Here is a 15182-nt window from a genome sequence, read left to right on the forward strand (position 1 = left end):
GTGCAGGGGCGTCCGGTCAGCCGCGGGCTGCGATGGCGGCGGCGCCTGCCGCCGTAAATTCGGCTATCCGCTCGCGCGGGGTGGAGTGGCTCACCAGGGCCTCGCCCACCAGGACTGCGTTGGCGCCGCTGGCGGCGTAGTGCGTGACGTCGTCCACGTCGCGGACGCCGGATTCGGCGACCACGAGGGCCTCGGCCGGGATCAGCCCCGCCAGGGACGCGAACACGGAACGGTCGACGTCGAGCGTCTTCAGGTTCCGGACGTTGACACCGATGATGCGCGCATGGGCGGCGACCGCCCGTTCAATTTCCTCTTCAGTGTGGGTTTCCACCAGCACGTTCATGCCGAGTTCGGAGCTGAGCGCCGAATACTCGGTGAGCTGTGCGTCGGAGAGGGCCGCCACGATCAGCAGGACCAGGTCTGCGCCGTGGGCCCGGGCTTCCCAGATCTGGTATTCGTCGAGGGTGAAGTCCTTGCGCAGCAGCGGAACGTCCACCGCGGCACGCACGGCATCGAGGTCCGCGAGCGAGCCGTTGAAGCGGCGCTGTTCGGTGAGGACGCTGATGACGGAGGCACCGCCGTCGGCGTACTGCCGTGCGAGGGAGGCAGGATCACCGATGGCGGCGAGGTCGCCCTTGGAGGGGCTGCGGCGTTTGATTTCCGCGATGACTTTCAGCTGTTCCCGGGACGGGGAGGTACCGCCGAGCGCGGCCCAGGCGTCGCGGGCAGGCGGTGCGGCCTGGGCCCGGTCCTTCAGTTCAGCGAGGGAAACGAGGCGTTTCCGCGCGTCCATATCCTCCCTGACACCGGCGTTGATGTCATCGAGAACAGTTGCCATCAGTGGCCGGAGTTCTTCAGCTTGCTGCCTTCGACGCCGTAGCCTGCCTTGCGCATGATGAAGCCGAGGATGAGCCCGAGCACCATCACGCCGCCGCCGGCGATGAAGATGGGGGTGTTGGCGATGACGAAAGCAATGGACATGATGAGGGCGCCCACCAGCATCACGATGACGCAGGTCCAGGCCGCCGGGCTGTTGCCGTGGCCGAGTTCCTGGCTGTGGTCAATGGCGCCGGGGGCTACGGTGCGGGTGCCTGACTTCGAAACGGACGCAGGTGCTTTGCTCATTGGAAAATCTCCTCAGGGTGGATACTGCTTACATTCTGCCATTTTTTGGCCGGTGGCCGCGTATCGGCGGTCTGCCCGCGGCGCCGGCGCAGGGCCGGGACGGCTCAGGTGGGGTCGTCGCCCCGGGAGAGCCGGTCCCAGCTGTCGATCTCGTCCACGGGGCCCGCCGGCGGGGCCGCACTGCCGGCAGCGGGCGCGTCATATTTCGTCCGGGTCCTCCAGTGCCGCCCGGCAGGGATGATGAGCAGGGCTGCCAGGGCCAGCAAACAGCCGGCGACGACGGCGAGCACCGGGAAGGCGGTCACCGCCACCCTTGCCTGGCTGCCCGTAATCCCGGTTGCCGCTGCGATAGCCCCCTGGGCTGCAGCCAGCGGATTGGCCAGGACGGTGGCCGCGGCGGCAACGATCCCGGCGGACGCCAGGACGATAATGGCGGTGATGATCCACCTCGCGATCCTGCCGGCGATCGCGGCGGCGAGTCCGCCGGCGAGAGCCACGAGGGCCAGCGCCGTGACGGCAGTGGCGGCCTTGCTGCCCTGGACGTCCAGCGCTGTTTGCGCGGCACCGGCCTGGCCCACCTGATTGGGGTCAAGCGTGACCGTCATCCATGTCTGGGTGGTGGTGCCGAATACCGCCAGCGCCAGGACGGCGATGAGCAGAACCAACGTCGATTTTCGTGCCCAGGCAGGGGTTCCGGAGCTTTTTGTGTTAGTGGCCGTGTGGCCTGCTGCCGGATCCAGGCCGGACATCAGGAACCGGTCCCGCCCGGCAAGGTGTCCGCCGAGATGTTCTGCAGCGAGCCGGCCGTGTGCACCGCGCGGAGCGGAGCCGCGGCCTTGTTGACCGTTTCGAGGGCTTCGGTGCGGTTGACTGAATCAGCCACGATGCCTCCGCCGGCCTGGACATATGCCCGGCCCTCACGGAGCAGCGCGGAGCGGATGGCGATGGCCATGTCCATGTCGCCGGCGAAATCGAGGTAGCCCACTACTCCGCCGTAGATGCCGCGGCGGTGCGGTTCAAGCTCATCGAGGAGCCGCAGGGCGCGGGGCTTCGGGGCTCCTGACAGGGTTCCGGCCGGGAACGTGGCCTTCAGGACATCGTAGGCCTTGGCCTTCGGCGAGAGCTGGCCCACCACGGTGGAGACGAGGTGCATGATGTGGCTGAAGCGTTCCACTTCCATGAACTGGGTAACGTCCACGGTTCCGGCCACGCACACCTTGGAAAGGTCGTTGCGGGAGAGATCCACGAGCATCAGGTGTTCGGCCCGTTCCTTCTGGTCCGCCAGGAGCTCCTCAGCAAGTGCCTTGTCCGCCTCAACGGTTTTGCCCCGCGGGCGGGATCCGGCGATGGGGTGCGTGATGACCTCTTCACCCGTGACGGTCACGAGGGCCTCCGGCGAAGACCCGACGATTGAGTACTCCCGGCCCTCGGCGTCTTCCAGGCTGAAGATGTACATGTACGGGCTCGGGTTGGTGTTGCGCAACACCCGGTAGACGTCCAGGGCGGAGGCCTTGCATTCCATCTCGAAGCGGCGGGAAATCACCACCTGGAACACCTCCCCGTCCACGATGGCTTCCTTGCCGCGGTCCAGCGCAGCCAGGTACTCGGCTTCGTCCCAGCGTTCCTGGACGCTGGAGGCGAAGTCCAGCGCCGCCGGCGCCAGGACCGAGACGGGCTGCGCCACCGGCGTGCTGACCTTGGCCAGGAGCGCCTTGACCCGCGCCACGGCGTCGTGCCAGGCCTCGTCCACGCGTTCGGAGCTGTCATCGAAGTTGATGGCGTTGGCGATCAGCAGCACCGTGCCGTCAACGTTGTCGTGCACGGCCATATCGGTGACGAGGTTCAGCGCCATCTCAGGCAGCTGCAGGTCATCCTCGGGCGGGCTCACCAGGCGCTCCCAGTGCCGCACGGTTTCCCAGCCCAGGAAACCCACCAGGCCGGAGGTGAAGGGCGGCAGGCCATCGAACCTGTCCGTGCGGAGGGCCTCGATGGTGTCGCGGACGGCATCCACCGGGCTGCCGTCCACCGGAACGCCCGCGGGCGGCTCGCCCAGCCAGTGCGCGTTCCCGTTCTTGGTGGTCAGCGTTGCCCGTGACCTGGCGCCGATAAACGAGTAGCGGGACCATGCCCCGCCCACCGCAGCGGACTCCATCAGGAACGTTCCGGGCTGCCCCTGCGCAAGCTTCCGGTACAAACCAATGGGCGTCTCGGCGTCGGCAAGTACCTTGAGCCGTACGGGGATGACGCGGCTGTGGCCGGCCAGTTCCCGGAACTCCTCGAGGCCCGGGCTGATGATTCCAAGGTCCTGCATGGCTATGCTGTTCCGCCTGTTCTCGTAGGGCCGGCCGCGCCGGCACCTGGTGGTGTGCTTGCAGGGGTGGCCAGCCCTCCCCCGCGTTCCGCAGCAACCTGCGGTGAAGAAAAGAAAGTCAGCCTGCCTGGCCCGTGCTGACCGCCAGGTCCCTGCCGTCGAAGCAGGTGCGCGTGCCGGTGTGGCAGGCGGCACCCACCTGGTCCACACGTACCAGCAACGCATCGCCGTCGCAGTCCATGGCCACGGACTTAACCCACTGGACGTGCCCGGACGTGTCTCCCTTGCGCCAGTACTCCTGGCGGGAGCGGGAATAGAAGGTGACCCGTCCGCTGGTCATGGTCCGGTGCAGCGCCTCGTCATCCATCCAGCCCAGCATCAGCACCTCGTTGGTGTCGAATTGCTGCACGACGGCGGCCACCAGGCCTGCGCTGTCGCGCTTGAGCGCGGCGGCCAGTTCGGCGGGGAGCGGACTTGCCGGCGGCGCTGCGGGCACGGCGGAATCAGTGGTTGGGGCGGGGGCGGGCTGCTCAGACATCAGGTCAAGTCTAGTGCCTTGGCCATGCCCCAATTCCTGTATGAACAGCGGCACGCCTTCCCCGCCGGCCACGCTGCCCAACTGCGCGGCTCTCGTGCTAGTTTCACAAGTGATGCATTTCGTCGACCCGTCCCGAGAAGTCCTGGCCGAAACCCTCCTTGCGGCCGGTCCAGACGCGCCCACGCTTTGCAAAGGCTGGCGCACCAGGGACCTTGCCGCACACCTTTACCTGCGCGAACGCAAAGCCGCCGTGGGACTTGGCCTGATCATCAAGCGCCTGGCGAAGGCATCTGACCAAGCCACCGCGAAGCTGGCCGCGAAGATCACCACCGCGGAGGCCTACGCCCGGCTGGTCAACACTTTCCGTGCTGGACCGCCGGCCCTCTCCCCCATGAACATCAAAGGGCTGGACGAGAGCGCCAACCTGATTGAGTACTTTGTGCACACGGAAGACGTTCGCCGCGCCGTGGACCGGTGGGCGCCGCGGGCATTGGACGAGGCCTATTCGGAAGCCCTCTGGGACGAGCTCGTCAAGCGCGCCGCCATCCTGTACCGCGGAGTTGACCTGGGCATCGTGCTGGTACGGCCGTCAGGACCGCGGCATGTTGCCAAACGCGCTCCCGTTTCGGTGGCCATCGTCGGCGAGCCGGGCGAACTGCTGATGCATGCCCACGGCCGCACCCGCCACGCCCTGGTCACCTTCGAAGGCCAGCCGGACGCCGTCGCCCTCCTGCAGTCAGCCGAAGTAGGGCTCTAACACCCAACACCGGGCCCACGCCCGCAGGCTTCCCTGACCGTGGAGCCGTTCGGCGAGGGCCCCAGCCCGAGCTTGCGAGGTTAGGGGGCGGGTTACTGGGCCCACGCCCGCAGGATTCCCTGACCGTGGAGCCGCCCGGCGAGGGCCCCAGCCCGAGCTTGCGAGGGCAGGGAGCCGGTGCGGACTTGCGAGGTTAGAGGGCGGGTGGGGATTACCTGACTTCGAAGCCCGCTTCCCTGATGGCGGTCTTGACCTGCGACATCATGTCATCCGGTCCCCAGTGGAAGATGGATGCGGCCAGCACTGCGTCGGCGCCTGCTGCCACGGCGGGCGGAAAGTGCGCGGGCTCCCCCGCGCCGCCCGAAGCGATGATGGGCACCTTGACGGCTGCCCGGACCAGGCTGATGAGCTCCAGGTCGAAACCGTCCTTGGTGCCGTCGGCGTCGATGGAGTTCAGCAGGATCTCGCCCACGCCGCGGTCAGCGGCTTCCTTTGCCCACGCGATGGCGTCAATCCCCGTGCCGGTGCGTCCGCCATGGGTGGTTACTTCAAATCCCGACGGCGTGGGCTCGGACCCGGGGCGGGTGCGGCGGGCATCAACGGACAGGACAAGGACCTGGGAACCGAAGTGCCGGGTGATCTCGTCGATGACGTCGGGCCGCGCCACGGCTGCCGTGTTGATGGACGCCTTGTCCGCACCGAAGCGAAGAAGCTTGTCCACCTCTGCCACGCCGCGGACCCCGCCGCCCACGCAGAGCGGAATGAACACTTCCTCCGCGGTCCGGCGAACCACATCAAAGGTGGTCTCGCGGTTGCCCGAGGAAGCCGTGACGTCCAAAAAGGTCAGCTCGTCGGCGCCGGCGTTGTCGTAGCGGTGTGCCAGCTCCACCGGGTCCCCGGCGTCGCGGAGGCCCTCGAAGTTGACGCCCTTAACGACGCGCCCGGCGTCGACGTCGAGGCAGGGAATGACACGTACGGCTACTGCCATGGGAACTCCTGGAATTCTGTGGTGCGTTGATGCAGCGGTGCGTGCGGAATCAGATACGGCAGGCGTGGATGCTGCTGACCAGGATGGCGCGGGCGCCAAGATCGTACAGCTCATCCATGATCCGGTTGGTTTCCCTTTTCGGCACCATGGAACGCACGGCAACCCAGTCCGAGTCCCGCAGCGGGGAAACCGTAGGTGATTCCAGGCCGGGCGTCAGGGCAGCGGCCTGTTCCACGAGTTCCTTGCGGATGTCATAGTCCATCAGGACGTACTGACGGGCCACCAGCACACCCTGCAGGCGCCGGATCAGGACCTCAATTTCCTTGGTGGTGCCGTTCGCGGCGCCGCCACCTTCAGTCCGCCGGATCAGGACGGCTTCGGACTTCAGGATGGGTTCGCCGAAAATCTCCATCCCGGCCGCCTTGAGGGTGTTGCCCGTCTCGACGACGTCCGCGATGGCGTCCGCAACCCCCAGCCGCACGGAGGACTCGACGGCGCCGTCCAGGCGCACCACCTTGGCGTTGATGCCGCGTTCGGCCAGGTAGCCGCGGAGCAGGCCGTCATAGCTTGTGGCCAGCCGCTTGCCCTCCAGTTCCTCCACCTTGGCGAAATCCCCTACCGGACCGGCGAAGCGGAAGGTGGAGGCAGCGAATCCCAGCGGAAGCAGTTCCTCGGCTTCCACCTCCGCGTCCAGCAGCAGGTCCCGCCCGGTGATGCCGACGTCGAGCGTTCCCTGCCCGACGTAAACGGCGATGTCACGCGGACGGAGGAAGAAGAATTCGATGTCGTTGTCCGGGTCAACCATGACCAGTTCGCGGGTATCGCGGCGCTGGCGGTAGCCGGCTTCGGACAGCATGGCGGAGGCGGCTTCGGACAGGGAACCCTTATTGGGGACGGCTACTCGCAGCATGGGGAAATCTTTCTGGATTCGGGAGGTCTAGGTATTCAGGCAATGCAGGCCACGGCGGGCACCGGCGGCAAAGGCGCGCCGGACCGGTGGCTACAGATGCTTGTAGACGTCTTCCAGGGTCAGGCCTTTGGCGAGCATCAGAACCTGCAGGTGGTACAGCAGCTGGGAGATTTCCTCGGCCGCAGCTTCATCGGATTCATATTCGGCAGCCATCCATACTTCGGCTGCTTCCTCAACGACTTTCTTGCCGATGCCGTGGACACCGGAGTCCAATTCAGCGACGGTGCGGGAGCCTTCCGGGCGGGTGGCTGCCTTCTCGCTGAGTTCAGCGAACAGCGTCTCGAAATTCTTCACGCCCTCCAGCCTACTTGGTGCGGCCCAAAGGGCGCCTGTCGGGCCGTTGCATGACGGGGGCGATGTGAGTGAACACACACGCGCCCGCCATCTGCGCACACGCTAGCTGCGGTACTGCTTGAGCACGACGGCGGTGGCCAGTGCCGCGGTAACGGCTTCGTGGCCTTTGTCTTCCTTTGAGCCGGGGAGGCCGGCGCGGTCCAGGCCCTGCTGTTCCGTGTCGCAGGTCAGGACGCCGAAGCCCACCGGAACTCCGGTGTTGACGCTGACGTCGGTGAGGCCGGACGTCGCAGCCTGGCAGACGTACTCGAAGTGCGGCGTACCCCCGCGGATGACCACGCCGAGGGCTACGACGGCGTCGAAGTGCGGTGCCAGCCGCGCGGCGGCGACCGGCAGCTCAAAGCTGCCCGGCACGCGCAGGACCGTGGGCTCGGCAATGCCGGCGTCCTTCGCGGCACGCAGGGCACCGTCCAGGAGCCCATCCATGATCTGCGTGTGCCAGCTGGCGGCAACGATGGCCAGCCGCAGCTGGGATGTTTCCGCCGGGTTGAGGGTGGTGAGGTCGATATCGGGGGCGCCGTGTCCGCTCATAGGTATGTGCTGTTCCGTTCAGTCTTGTAGTGGGTCAGTCTTGCTCGTGGTCAAAGGAAGTACCTGGGGCGGTGACGGGCACCGGGATGCCCACGTGGGTGTCCAGGACCAGGCGGTGCTCCATGCGGTCCTTCTTGGTCTGCAGGTACCGGATGTTCTGCTCGCGGGACGGGACCTCGGTGGGGACCATTTCCACAACCTTGACGCCGGCCTTTGCCAGCCTGTTCTGCTTGTCCGGGTTGTTGCTCAGGAGCCGGACTTCGTGCAGGCCCATCTCGGCCAGCACCTGTGCGGCTGCCTTGTAGCACCGGGCATCCACGGGCAGCCCAAGCTGTTCGTTGGCCTCCACGGTGTCGAAACCGGCCTCCTGCAGCGCATAGGCCTTCATCTTGTTGGCGAGGCCGATGCCCCGGCCTTCCTGTCCGCGCAGGTACAGCAGGGTTCCGCCATGTTCACGGATCATTTCCAGCGCGTAGGCCAACTGCTCGCCGCAATCGCAGCGGTAGGAACCGAACACGTCGCCAGTAAGGCACTCGGAGTGCAGCCGGACCAAGGGGGCCTGGCCGTCCTTGGGCGGATTGGGGGAACTGACGGCCAGGTGTTCCGCACCGGTCTCCAGGTCGATCCATGCCTGGGCGATGAAATCTCCAAAAGCCGTGGGCAGCTGGACGATAGGTCCTCCGCTGACGGGGTGGGGTACCTGGCCGCTGCCGGACTCTGCAGGATGATGGCCGTTGGCAGGCGTCGTCCTGTGGTGGCTGTTGCCTGAGTCGGGCAGGTGGTGGCCGTTCCCCGAAGCTCCGGAAGCCGTCATCGTATCTCCTCTTCTCCGCCCGGACGTCCTGCCCGGGTGCCGCCGTCAGCCGATGTGCCCGCCGCCTCGAGGTAGGCCACCAGGTCTTCAATGGAGATCAGGGGACATCCGTGTTCAGCTGCGAAGGCACGGAGCCCGTCCAGCCGCATCATTTCTCCGTCATCGTAGACGACTTCGGCGATCACAGCCGCAGCTTCCAGGCCGGCCAGCCGGCACAGGTCCAGGGCGGCCTCGGTGTGGCCGGGACGTTCCCGCACACCACCATCAACCGCACGCAGAGGGAAAATATGCCCGGGGCGGGTCACGGACTGCGGCCCGGACTGCGGATCCGCGAGGACCCTGGCCGTGAGGGCCCGGTCCGTGGCGGAAATTCCGGTGCTGACGCCGATGGCGGCGTCGCAGGAAACCGTGTAGGCGGTGCCTTTGGCGTCCTCGTTGACGGCCACCATCGGAGGCAGCGCGAGTGCGTCCGCGCGGTCACCGGACAGCGGAACGCAGATGACGCCGGAGCTGTACCGGATGGTCCATCCCATCAGCGCAGGAGTTGCGTGCTGGGCGGCGAAGATGATGTCGCCCTCGTTTTCCCGGTCCTCGTTGTCCACGGCCAGGACCGGCCGTCCGGCCGCCATGGCCCGCACCGCTTCCTCGATGGTGCTCAATCCCGCGGCTTTGTCTGCCTGGGTAGTAGGGGCGGCGGGGGCCACCTCAGGTTCGACCCGGACTGCGGCGTTCATCGTGCTCCTCCTTCAACAGCGGCGGGCGCTGGGGTGTTGAACGCAAGGAGGCGTTCGGTGTATTTGGCCAGGACGTCCACTTCCAGGTTCACCCGGCTGCCGGCGCTCTTGGTACCGAGCCCGGTTTCGGCGAGGGTAGTGGGGATGAGCCCCACCTCGAACCAGGGGCTCTGTTCGGCTGCGGGGCTGACCGCCGTGACGGTGAGTGAGACGCCGTCGATGGCAATGGATCCCTTTTCGGCGATGTAGCGGGCCAGGTTCCCGGGCACCCCGAAACGAAGCCTTTCCCAATTGCCAAGGGGCTCGCGTTCAAGCAGCACGCCGACGCCGTCCACATGGCCCTGGACGACATGCCCGTCCAACCTGCCACCGGCAGGGAGGCAGCGCTCGAGGTTGACGGCGTCACCGGGAGCCAATTCGCCGATGGTGCTGCGGACCAGGGTCTCCCCCATAACATCCACGCTGAATTCCTTGCCGTCTATTTCGGTGGCGGTGAGGCAAACGCCGTTAACGGCGATTGACCCTCCCAGGGCGAGCCCTTCCGTGGTGCCGGGCGCGTGCAGCCGGACCGTGGCGCTGGCATCCCCGTCCCTGTCGACGGATAGGACGTGCCCTTGCTCGGCAATAATTCCGGTAAACATCAGTAGCCTCCCTGGGCTTGCTCCGCGGTGGCGCGGGACGGTTGTGGGTCTAGGGCAACGGAGTGTTGCGGTCGAAGGTGGAGTCTTAGGTCCCGGCCCAACGTTCGGACGGCGCCGCCGTCGGACGGGTCCCATTCCCACTGCTGTGCCTCAGCGAGGGTGCTGATTCCCAACCCGGTGAGGGCGGGAGTTCCGGAGCCAAGCAGCGTGGGGGCCAGGTAAACGATGAGTTCGTCAACGAGACCGGCCGCGAGGAATGCGCTGAGGATGCGCGACCCTCCCTCGACCATAAGATGGCGGATCCCGGACCCGTAGAGGGAGGATAGCGCTTCCTGGGGGTCGCGGGTGGAAAGGTGGGTGGCCAGGCCATCCGTCCCGTGGATCGCGGCATCTGCCGGGATGTCACGCAGTCCCATCACAGCCCGCAACGGCTGTTTCCGTGCCGGCGTTCCTGTGGCGTCCCGGGCAGTGAGGCGGGGGTTGTCCACCAGCACGGTCTGGGTTCCCACGAGGATTGCATCAATGCGTCCCCGGATTGCGTGGTTGTCGGCCAGGGATTCCGGACTGGATATCCACTGGCTGGTGCCGTCCTCTGCTGCGATACGGCTGTCCAGTGTCTGTGCGATGTGCAGCGTCACGAACGGGCGCTTCGCCGCCACCGCCTCAAACCAGCGGCGGTTCAGGTCCAGCGCTTCACTGGCACCGAGCCCGCTGCGGACGCGTACGCCTGCCTCCCGGAGGGTGGCTGCACCGCCCGCAGCAGGATCGTGGGGATCGTCCACGGCGTAGATGACGTCGGCGATTCCGGCGGCGATAATCGCCTGGGCGCAGGGGCCGGTGCGACCGACGTGGTTGCAGGGCTCCAGGGTGACCACCATGGTGCAGCCGGAAAGATCCAGGCCTGCGGCAGCCGCCTGCGCAATCGCGTCTGCTTCGGCGTGCGCGGTACCAGCCCCGCGGTGGTAACCCGTGACGATCTCCCGGCCCTCCGGATCGACGACGACGGCCCCCACCAGGGGGTTCGCGCCGCGGGGACCCTGCAGGGCCGCCTTCAGGGCAGTGTCCATCGCGGCGGTCTCGGTGGCGGTAAAGGCTGTAACAACTCCGGCCGTCATGCCGGGGCCTCGGTGGTGGCGCTGCCGGGCATGGCGGCAGCGGGACTTGTGGCGTAGAGCCATCGCAGCAGGTTCATAGTGCTTGTGTCGTTCCTTCCCTCTAGAACCGCGATGGCTCCGGGGGTATACGACAGCAGAAGGCCGCGGCGTCCCATGACGCCGCAGAAACAGCTGTACGTGCTTCTCTCATCCAGACTTTAACTGTCGGTACCGGAATTTCACCGGTTCAACCGTCCGCCGGGATTCTCCCAAGGGAAAACCACCGGCTCGCGGGTCGCGGACTGTCACCGCCGGTTCGGACTTACACCGACCCCGGAGCACGTATGTGTGTTGCTATTGTGCCATAACCGCGTATGGCTCCTTGCTATTCCGCCGCCGTGCGTAACGTTTTGCTTCCTGCCTCGCGCAGGCGGTCGATCGCCGCGGCCGGATCCTCCGCACCGTACACGGCCGAACCTGCGACGAAGACGTTGGCGCCGGCCTCTGCAGCACGGGTGATGGTGTCTTCGGTGATACCGCCGTCAACCTGGATGGCCACGCCGATTCCCGAACCGTCGATGGCTTTCCGGGCACGCCGGATTTTCGGCAGGGTCACGTCCAGGAATGCCTGGCCGCCGAATCCCGGCTCCACCGTCATGATGAGCAGCATGTCCAGCTCGGGGAGCATGTCCAGGTACGGCTCAACGGGTGTACCGGGCCGAAGGGCCATTCCTGCCTTGGCACCCCGGGCCCGCAGTTCCCGGGCCAGCTTGATGGGCGCAATGGCGGCCTCGGCGTGGAAGGTGACGGATGCCAGGCCTGCATCCGCAAAGCCGGGGGCCCAGCGGTCAGCGTCGGCAATCATCAGGTGGGCGTCGACGGGCACCGGGCTCACGGCCTGGATCCGCTGCACCACTGGCAGGCCGATGGTGAGGTTGGGCACGAAGTGGTTGTCCATCACGTCCACATGCACCGCGTCCGCGGTGCTGATGCGCTGCAGTTCAGCCTCAAGGTTGACGAAATCGGCCGACAGGATGCTCGGGTTGATGCAGCATTGCGTCACAGTGGGAGCCTTTCACAGGTCAGGTGTCTTTGCCGTTATGGCCTTGCGGGCCAGGGACTGAGTAAAACCAGGACCCTTTTGCGGGTCAGGGCTTTGGCGGATGACGGATTTTTGCGGATTAGGGCTTTTTGTGGATCAGGGCCAGGAACATGGCATCGGTGCCGTGGACGTGGGGCCACAGCTGTGCGGTCGAATCATGCCCGGCACCGAGGTTGCCCGGAAGGCTGACGCTGTCCAGGGCCTGGCCAGCCTCCAGCAGTTCAAGGTCATCGCGTTTGCGGAGCACATCCGTGACCACAGCTGTGGTCTCGGCCGGGTGGGGCGAGCACGTCACATAGGCAACCACTCCACCGGGACGGACGGCAGCCAGGGCCGATTTCAGGAGATCGCGCTGGAGCTGGCCAAGGTCTGCGAGGTCCTTGGGCGTGCGGCGCCAGCGGGACTCCGGCCGCCGCCGGAGTGCGCCCAGCCCGCTGCAGGGGACGTCCACGAGTACCCGGTCAAAAGCTTCAGGATTCTCTGTGCCCACCTCACGGCCGTCACCCGTCCGGACCTGCCAGGTGTCCCGCGGAACAGCGGAAAGCGCCTGGCTCACCAGCTTTGCCCGGTGCGGTGCAGGTTCATTGGCCAGCAGGGTAGCGCCCCGCTGGCTGGCCAGAGCACCGAGCAGGGCTGCCTTGCCACCGGGTCCGGCGCACAAGTCCAGCCAGGCCTCGCCGGTACTTTCGCCACCTGCGCCGCTGTTCTGGCCCAGGTCCACGGCCGCCATGGCGCGCGCCACCAACTGCGAGCCAACGTCCTGCACCCTGGTGCTGCCCTCCCGTACGGAGGCAAGCCGGCCCAGGTCTCCGCCGCTGGAAAGTGCAGAACCTTCCACCAGTTCGCCGGGGATGGCCCCATTTTCCAGGGCCTCGTCGAGGCTGCCGATGCCGGGCAGGGCCACCAGATTGACCACCGGCGCGGCGTTGTCCGCTTCCAACAGGTCGTTGATTTCTGACGCTGACCGTCCGTGTGCCACGAGTGATTGGCGCATGGCACGGACGATCCATTCAGGATGCGCGTAGCGGAGGGAGGCGACCTTGGTCTCGTCGGTTTCTCCGGCGACCAGCTGCTCCAGCCACTCCTCGAGGGTGTGGGCAGTGACCTTCCGGAGGACGGCATTGATGAGGGCCGACGGCCCGGCGCCGATGACCGCACGGGCCAGGCCAACGGTCTGGTCCAGGGCTGCGTGCGCCGGGACGCGCATGGCCAGCAGTTGGTGCGCTCCGATCCGAAGTGCGTCGAGGATGGCCGGGTCCAGTTGTTCCAGCGGCCGGTCCACGCACCGGGCAAGGATGGCGTCGTAGGTTCCCTGTCCGCGGAGCGCCCCGTAACTGAGTTCGGTGGCGAAGCCCGCGTCCCGTTTGTCCAGCCCGTGGTGCCGGATCCGTGCGGGCAGCACCAGGTTGGCATACGCGTCCTCGGCGGCTACTGCGCGAAGGACTTCGAAGGCCACCAGTCGGGCGGGATCTGCCCTGCGGGTGCGCTGGGAAGGGGCGTTGTCGGTGAAACTGCGCTGCGCGCTGCGGTTCCGTTCCCTGCCCTTGGCGTTTCGGTTGCTCGCATCACGGGGCCCCCCTTGGCCGCGGCCACCGCGCTGGCCGCCACTCCCGCCGCCGGCTGCGCTCCCGCCTCCGGTTCTGCCGCGACCGCCTTGATTGCCGCCGGACCCGCTCATTCGAACACCACACTTTCAGGGGAAGCCATACCGCGTGCCCAATCGGCAGCGGTCATCATCTTTTTGCCGGCCGGTTGGATCCGGGTCAGCTCAACAGCATGGGAACCGGTTCCTACCAGCACGCTTTTGCCCTGCAGCGAGACGGATCCGGGCGCGAGGCCGGCAACGTCCGGCCGAAGCCGTACGGGAGCCAGCTTGATGCGCTGGCCGTCCATCACTGTCCAGGCTCCGGGCTCGGGAGTGACGCCCCGGGCCTGCCTGCCAATGGCCAGCGCAGGGTGTTGCCAGTCGAGGCGGCCGTCATCGAGGGTCAGCTTGGGGGCGAGGGAAACCTCGCCGGACTGCGGAACGGCTGCTGCCTTGCCGGCGTCAATGGCAGAGAGGGTCTGGGCCAGGAGCACTGCCCCGCTGTGGGACAGCCGCTCCAGCAACTCCCCCGCGGTATCTTCCGGCCCCACCGTTTCCGTAAGGGTGCCAAAAACGGGCCCGGTGTCCAGGCCCTCCTCCAGTTGGAAGGTCACCGCCCCGGTGACGTCATCACCGGCCATCACGGCACGCTGTACCGGCGCGGCGCCACGCCAGGCGGGAAGGAGCGAAAAGTGCAGGTTGATCCAGCCGTGGGGCGGAATACCGAGCGCGGCGGCGGGAACCAGGCCGCCGTAAGCGACGATCGCGGCAACATCGGGGCTGACTGCCGCAATCCTGGCGGTGGTATCCGCATCAATCCGGGCCGCGTGAATGACGTCAATGCCAAGCTCCGCGGCACGGGCGGCTACCGGCGAGGGGGTCAGCAGGCGTTTGCGGCCAACCGGCGCGTCGGGCCTGGTCAGGACTGCAACAACATCGAAACCTGCTTTAACGAGCGCATCAAGGGACGGAACAGCGATGGCGGGGGTCCCGGCGAAAAGGACCCTCACCAGTTGGCACCAGCCGCGCCGGCACCAAAGCTCGATCCGGAGGCAGCGCCACCGAAACTTGAGCCGACCGTTTTGGCGCGCTTCGCCGTCGTCCGTTCGGTAACGGAGTCGTAGCTGGCATTGCGGATGGAGCGCAGCGCAGCTTTCCGGTCCTCGCCCTCCAGCCGGTCTGTGTAGAGGATTCCGTCCAGATGGTCGTTCTCATGCTGGAAGCAGCGTGCCAGCATCCCCTCGCCCTCGACTGTGACGGGGTTTCCGTGCATGTCCACGCCGGTGACGCGGGTGGAGCGGAAGCGGCGTAAGGGAAAACCAAGACCGGGGATGGACAGGCAGCCTTCCATCTGGTCGGGCTGGAAATCTTCGCTGTTTTCCAGCACCGGGTTGATGATGTGCCCTTCCACGCCGTCAATCCGGTAGGTAAAGACGCGCTGGCTCACCCCAACCTGGGGCGCTGCCAGGCCTGCACCGTCAACGTCTTCCATCGTTTCGGTCATATCCGCCACCAGCTTGGCCAGCTCAGGCCCGAATTCCGTCACAGGATCGGCAACTGTGCGCAGCACAGGATCACCGATAATGCGGATATTCAGAATAGCCATGCGCTGTTTTTCCTTACGGTTGGCGGCAAAGG

The 15182-nt window shown here is 66.7% G+C and carries 18 protein-coding genes and 1 riboswitch; of the genes, 1 reads left to right on the forward strand and 17 read right to left on the reverse strand.

Translation table 11 applies throughout. From position 1 onward, the window contains the following. Nucleotides 1-16 precede the first annotated feature (16 nt). From trpC to hisI, 5 genes are all read right to left on the reverse strand, one after another. A complete protein-coding gene (gene trpC, locus M1D32_RS11315) occupies nt 17-838 on the reverse strand; it encodes an indole-3-glycerol phosphate synthase TrpC (RefSeq protein WP_458778782.1) in 822 nt (273 codons plus the stop codon). Continuing rightward, complete coding sequence (locus tag M1D32_RS11320; protein ID WP_458778783.1) at nt 838-1125, reverse strand: HGxxPAAW family protein; 288 nt, start codon at nt 1123-1125, stop codon at nt 838-840. Before M1D32_RS11320 ends, trpC begins: the two co-directional genes overlap by 1 nt. Nucleotides 1126-1229: 104 nt before the next feature. Next, nucleotides 1230-1874, reverse strand: a complete 645-nt coding sequence (locus M1D32_RS11325; protein ID WP_458778784.1) for a Trp biosynthesis-associated membrane protein — start codon at nt 1872-1874, stop codon at nt 1230-1232. Further along, complete coding sequence (locus tag M1D32_RS11330) at nt 1874-3436, reverse strand: anthranilate synthase component I (protein WP_458778785.1); 1563 nt, start codon at nt 3434-3436, stop codon at nt 1874-1876. The genes M1D32_RS11325 and M1D32_RS11330 overlap by 1 nt, the downstream gene beginning before the upstream one ends. 118 nt (nt 3437-3554) lie before the next feature. Next, nucleotides 3555-3974 (reverse strand): phosphoribosyl-AMP cyclohydrolase, encoded by a 420-nt coding sequence (hisI, locus tag M1D32_RS11335; protein WP_458778786.1) that lies wholly within the window; start codon nt 3972-3974, stop codon nt 3555-3557. Between the two features lie 112 nt (nt 3975-4086). Between hisI and M1D32_RS11340 the strand changes: the two genes are divergently transcribed. Then, a complete protein-coding gene (locus tag M1D32_RS11340; protein WP_458782171.1) occupies nt 4087-4731 on the forward strand; it encodes a TIGR03085 family metal-binding protein in 645 nt (214 codons plus the stop codon). Between the two features lie 211 nt (nt 4732-4942). On the opposite strand, the gene hisF is transcribed toward M1D32_RS11340, so the two are convergent. The 12 genes from hisF to def all read right to left on the reverse strand — a co-directional run bounded on the left by hisF (nt 4943) and on the right by def (nt 15150). After that, on the reverse strand, nt 4943-5719 hold the full coding sequence (gene hisF / locus M1D32_RS11345) for an imidazole glycerol phosphate synthase subunit HisF (protein WP_458778787.1): 777 nt from the start codon (nt 5717-5719) through the stop codon (nt 4943-4945). Nucleotides 5720-5768: 49 nt separating this feature from the next. Beyond that, a complete protein-coding gene (hisG, locus tag M1D32_RS11350; RefSeq protein ID WP_458778788.1) occupies nt 5769-6629 on the reverse strand; it encodes an ATP phosphoribosyltransferase in 861 nt (286 codons plus the stop codon). Between the two features lie 90 nt (nt 6630-6719). Then, nucleotides 6720-6983, reverse strand: coding sequence for a phosphoribosyl-ATP diphosphatase (locus M1D32_RS11355; RefSeq protein WP_015936881.1), 264 nt, complete (start codon nt 6981-6983; stop codon nt 6720-6722). Nucleotides 6984-7085: 102 nt separating this feature from the next. Next, a complete protein-coding gene (gene ribH, locus M1D32_RS11360) occupies nt 7086-7574 on the reverse strand; it encodes a 6,7-dimethyl-8-ribityllumazine synthase (protein WP_458778789.1) in 489 nt (162 codons plus the stop codon). 34 nt (nt 7575-7608) lie between these two features. Further along, complete coding sequence (gene ribA / locus M1D32_RS11365) at nt 7609-8388, reverse strand: GTP cyclohydrolase II (RefSeq protein ID WP_458778790.1); 780 nt, start codon at nt 8386-8388, stop codon at nt 7609-7611. Continuing rightward, nucleotides 8385-9122, reverse strand: a complete 738-nt coding sequence (gene ribB, locus M1D32_RS11370) for a 3,4-dihydroxy-2-butanone-4-phosphate synthase (RefSeq protein WP_458778791.1) — start codon at nt 9120-9122, stop codon at nt 8385-8387. Before ribB ends, ribA begins: the two co-directional genes overlap by 4 nt. Continuing rightward, nucleotides 9119-9763, reverse strand: coding sequence for a riboflavin synthase (locus M1D32_RS11375; RefSeq protein ID WP_458778792.1), 645 nt, complete (start codon nt 9761-9763; stop codon nt 9119-9121). The genes ribB and M1D32_RS11375 overlap by 4 nt, the downstream gene beginning before the upstream one ends. Next, entirely contained in the window at nt 9763-10878 is a 1116-nt protein-coding gene (gene ribD, locus M1D32_RS11380; protein WP_458778793.1) for a bifunctional diaminohydroxyphosphoribosylaminopyrimidine deaminase/5-amino-6-(5-phosphoribosylamino)uracil reductase RibD, read from the reverse strand. Before ribD ends, M1D32_RS11375 begins: the two co-directional genes overlap by 1 nt. Nucleotides 10879-11051: 173 nt before the next feature. Then, nucleotides 11052-11203: riboswitch (FMN riboswitch) on the reverse strand. Between the two features lie 39 nt (nt 11204-11242). Further along, the gene (gene rpe / locus M1D32_RS11385) at nt 11243-11920 is read right to left on the reverse strand and encodes a ribulose-phosphate 3-epimerase (protein ID WP_458778794.1); all 678 of its coding nucleotides are present in this window, start codon (nt 11918-11920) and stop codon (nt 11243-11245) included. A gap of 118 nt (nt 11921-12038) precedes the next feature. After that, nucleotides 12039-13637 carry an RsmB/NOP family class I SAM-dependent RNA methyltransferase gene (locus tag M1D32_RS11390; RefSeq protein WP_458778795.1) on the reverse strand — a complete coding sequence of 533 codons (1599 nt, stop codon included), beginning with the start codon at nt 13635-13637 and terminating at the stop codon, nt 12039-12041. Then, nucleotides 13634-14554, reverse strand: a complete 921-nt coding sequence (gene fmt, locus M1D32_RS11395) for a methionyl-tRNA formyltransferase (RefSeq protein ID WP_458778796.1) — start codon at nt 14552-14554, stop codon at nt 13634-13636. The genes M1D32_RS11390 and fmt overlap by 4 nt, the downstream gene beginning before the upstream one ends. Further along, on the reverse strand, nt 14551-15150 hold the full coding sequence (def, locus tag M1D32_RS11400; RefSeq protein WP_458778797.1) for a peptide deformylase: 600 nt from the start codon (nt 15148-15150) through the stop codon (nt 14551-14553). Before def ends, fmt begins: the two co-directional genes overlap by 4 nt. Nucleotides 15151-15182: the final 32 nt, after the last annotated feature.

The sequence above is a fragment of the Arthrobacter sp. D3-16 genome (assembly GCF_054408515.1).

Excerpts from the sequence above, each read along its gene's own strand:
- ribA (WP_458778790.1), bottom strand. The coding sequence starts at position 8,388 with ATGACGGCTTCCGGAGCTTCGGGGAACGGCCACCACCTGCCCGACTCA.
- hisF (WP_458778787.1), bottom strand. The coding sequence starts at position 5,719 with ATGGCAGTAGCCGTACGTGTCATTCCCTGCCTCGACGTCGACGCCGGG.
- hisI (WP_458778786.1), bottom strand. The coding sequence starts at position 3,974 with ATGTCTGAGCAGCCCGCCCCCGCCCCAACCACTGATTCCGCCGTGCCC.
- M1D32_RS11375 (WP_458778792.1), bottom strand. The coding sequence starts at position 9,763 with ATGTTTACCGGAATTATTGCCGAGCAAGGGCACGTCCTATCCGTCGAC.
- M1D32_RS11340 (WP_458782171.1), top strand. The coding sequence starts at position 4,087 with ATGCATTTCGTCGACCCGTCCCGAGAAGTCCTGGCCGAAACCCTCCTT.
- def (WP_458778797.1), bottom strand. The coding sequence starts at position 15,150 with ATGGCTATTCTGAATATCCGCATTATCGGTGATCCTGTGCTGCGCACA.
- trpC (WP_458778782.1), bottom strand. The coding sequence starts at position 838 with ATGGCAACTGTTCTCGATGACATCAACGCCGGTGTCAGGGAGGATATG.
- M1D32_RS11330 (WP_458778785.1), bottom strand. The coding sequence starts at position 3,436 with ATGCAGGACCTTGGAATCATCAGCCCGGGCCTCGAGGAGTTCCGGGAA.
- M1D32_RS11390 (WP_458778795.1), bottom strand. The coding sequence starts at position 13,637 with ATGAGCGGGTCCGGCGGCAATCAAGGCGGTCGCGGCAGAACCGGAGGC.
- ribB (WP_458778791.1), bottom strand. The coding sequence starts at position 9,122 with ATGAACGCCGCAGTCCGGGTCGAACCTGAGGTGGCCCCCGCCGCCCCT.
- hisG (WP_458778788.1), bottom strand. The coding sequence starts at position 6,629 with ATGCTGCGAGTAGCCGTCCCCAATAAGGGTTCCCTGTCCGAAGCCGCC.
- M1D32_RS11320 (WP_458778783.1), bottom strand. The coding sequence starts at position 1,125 with ATGAGCAAAGCACCTGCGTCCGTTTCGAAGTCAGGCACCCGCACCGTA.
- ribD (WP_458778793.1), bottom strand. The coding sequence starts at position 10,878 with ATGACGGCCGGAGTTGTTACAGCCTTTACCGCCACCGAGACCGCCGCG.
- ribH (WP_458778789.1), bottom strand. The coding sequence starts at position 7,574 with ATGAGCGGACACGGCGCCCCCGATATCGACCTCACCACCCTCAACCCG.
- M1D32_RS11325 (WP_458778784.1), bottom strand. The coding sequence starts at position 1,874 with ATGTCCGGCCTGGATCCGGCAGCAGGCCACACGGCCACTAACACAAAA.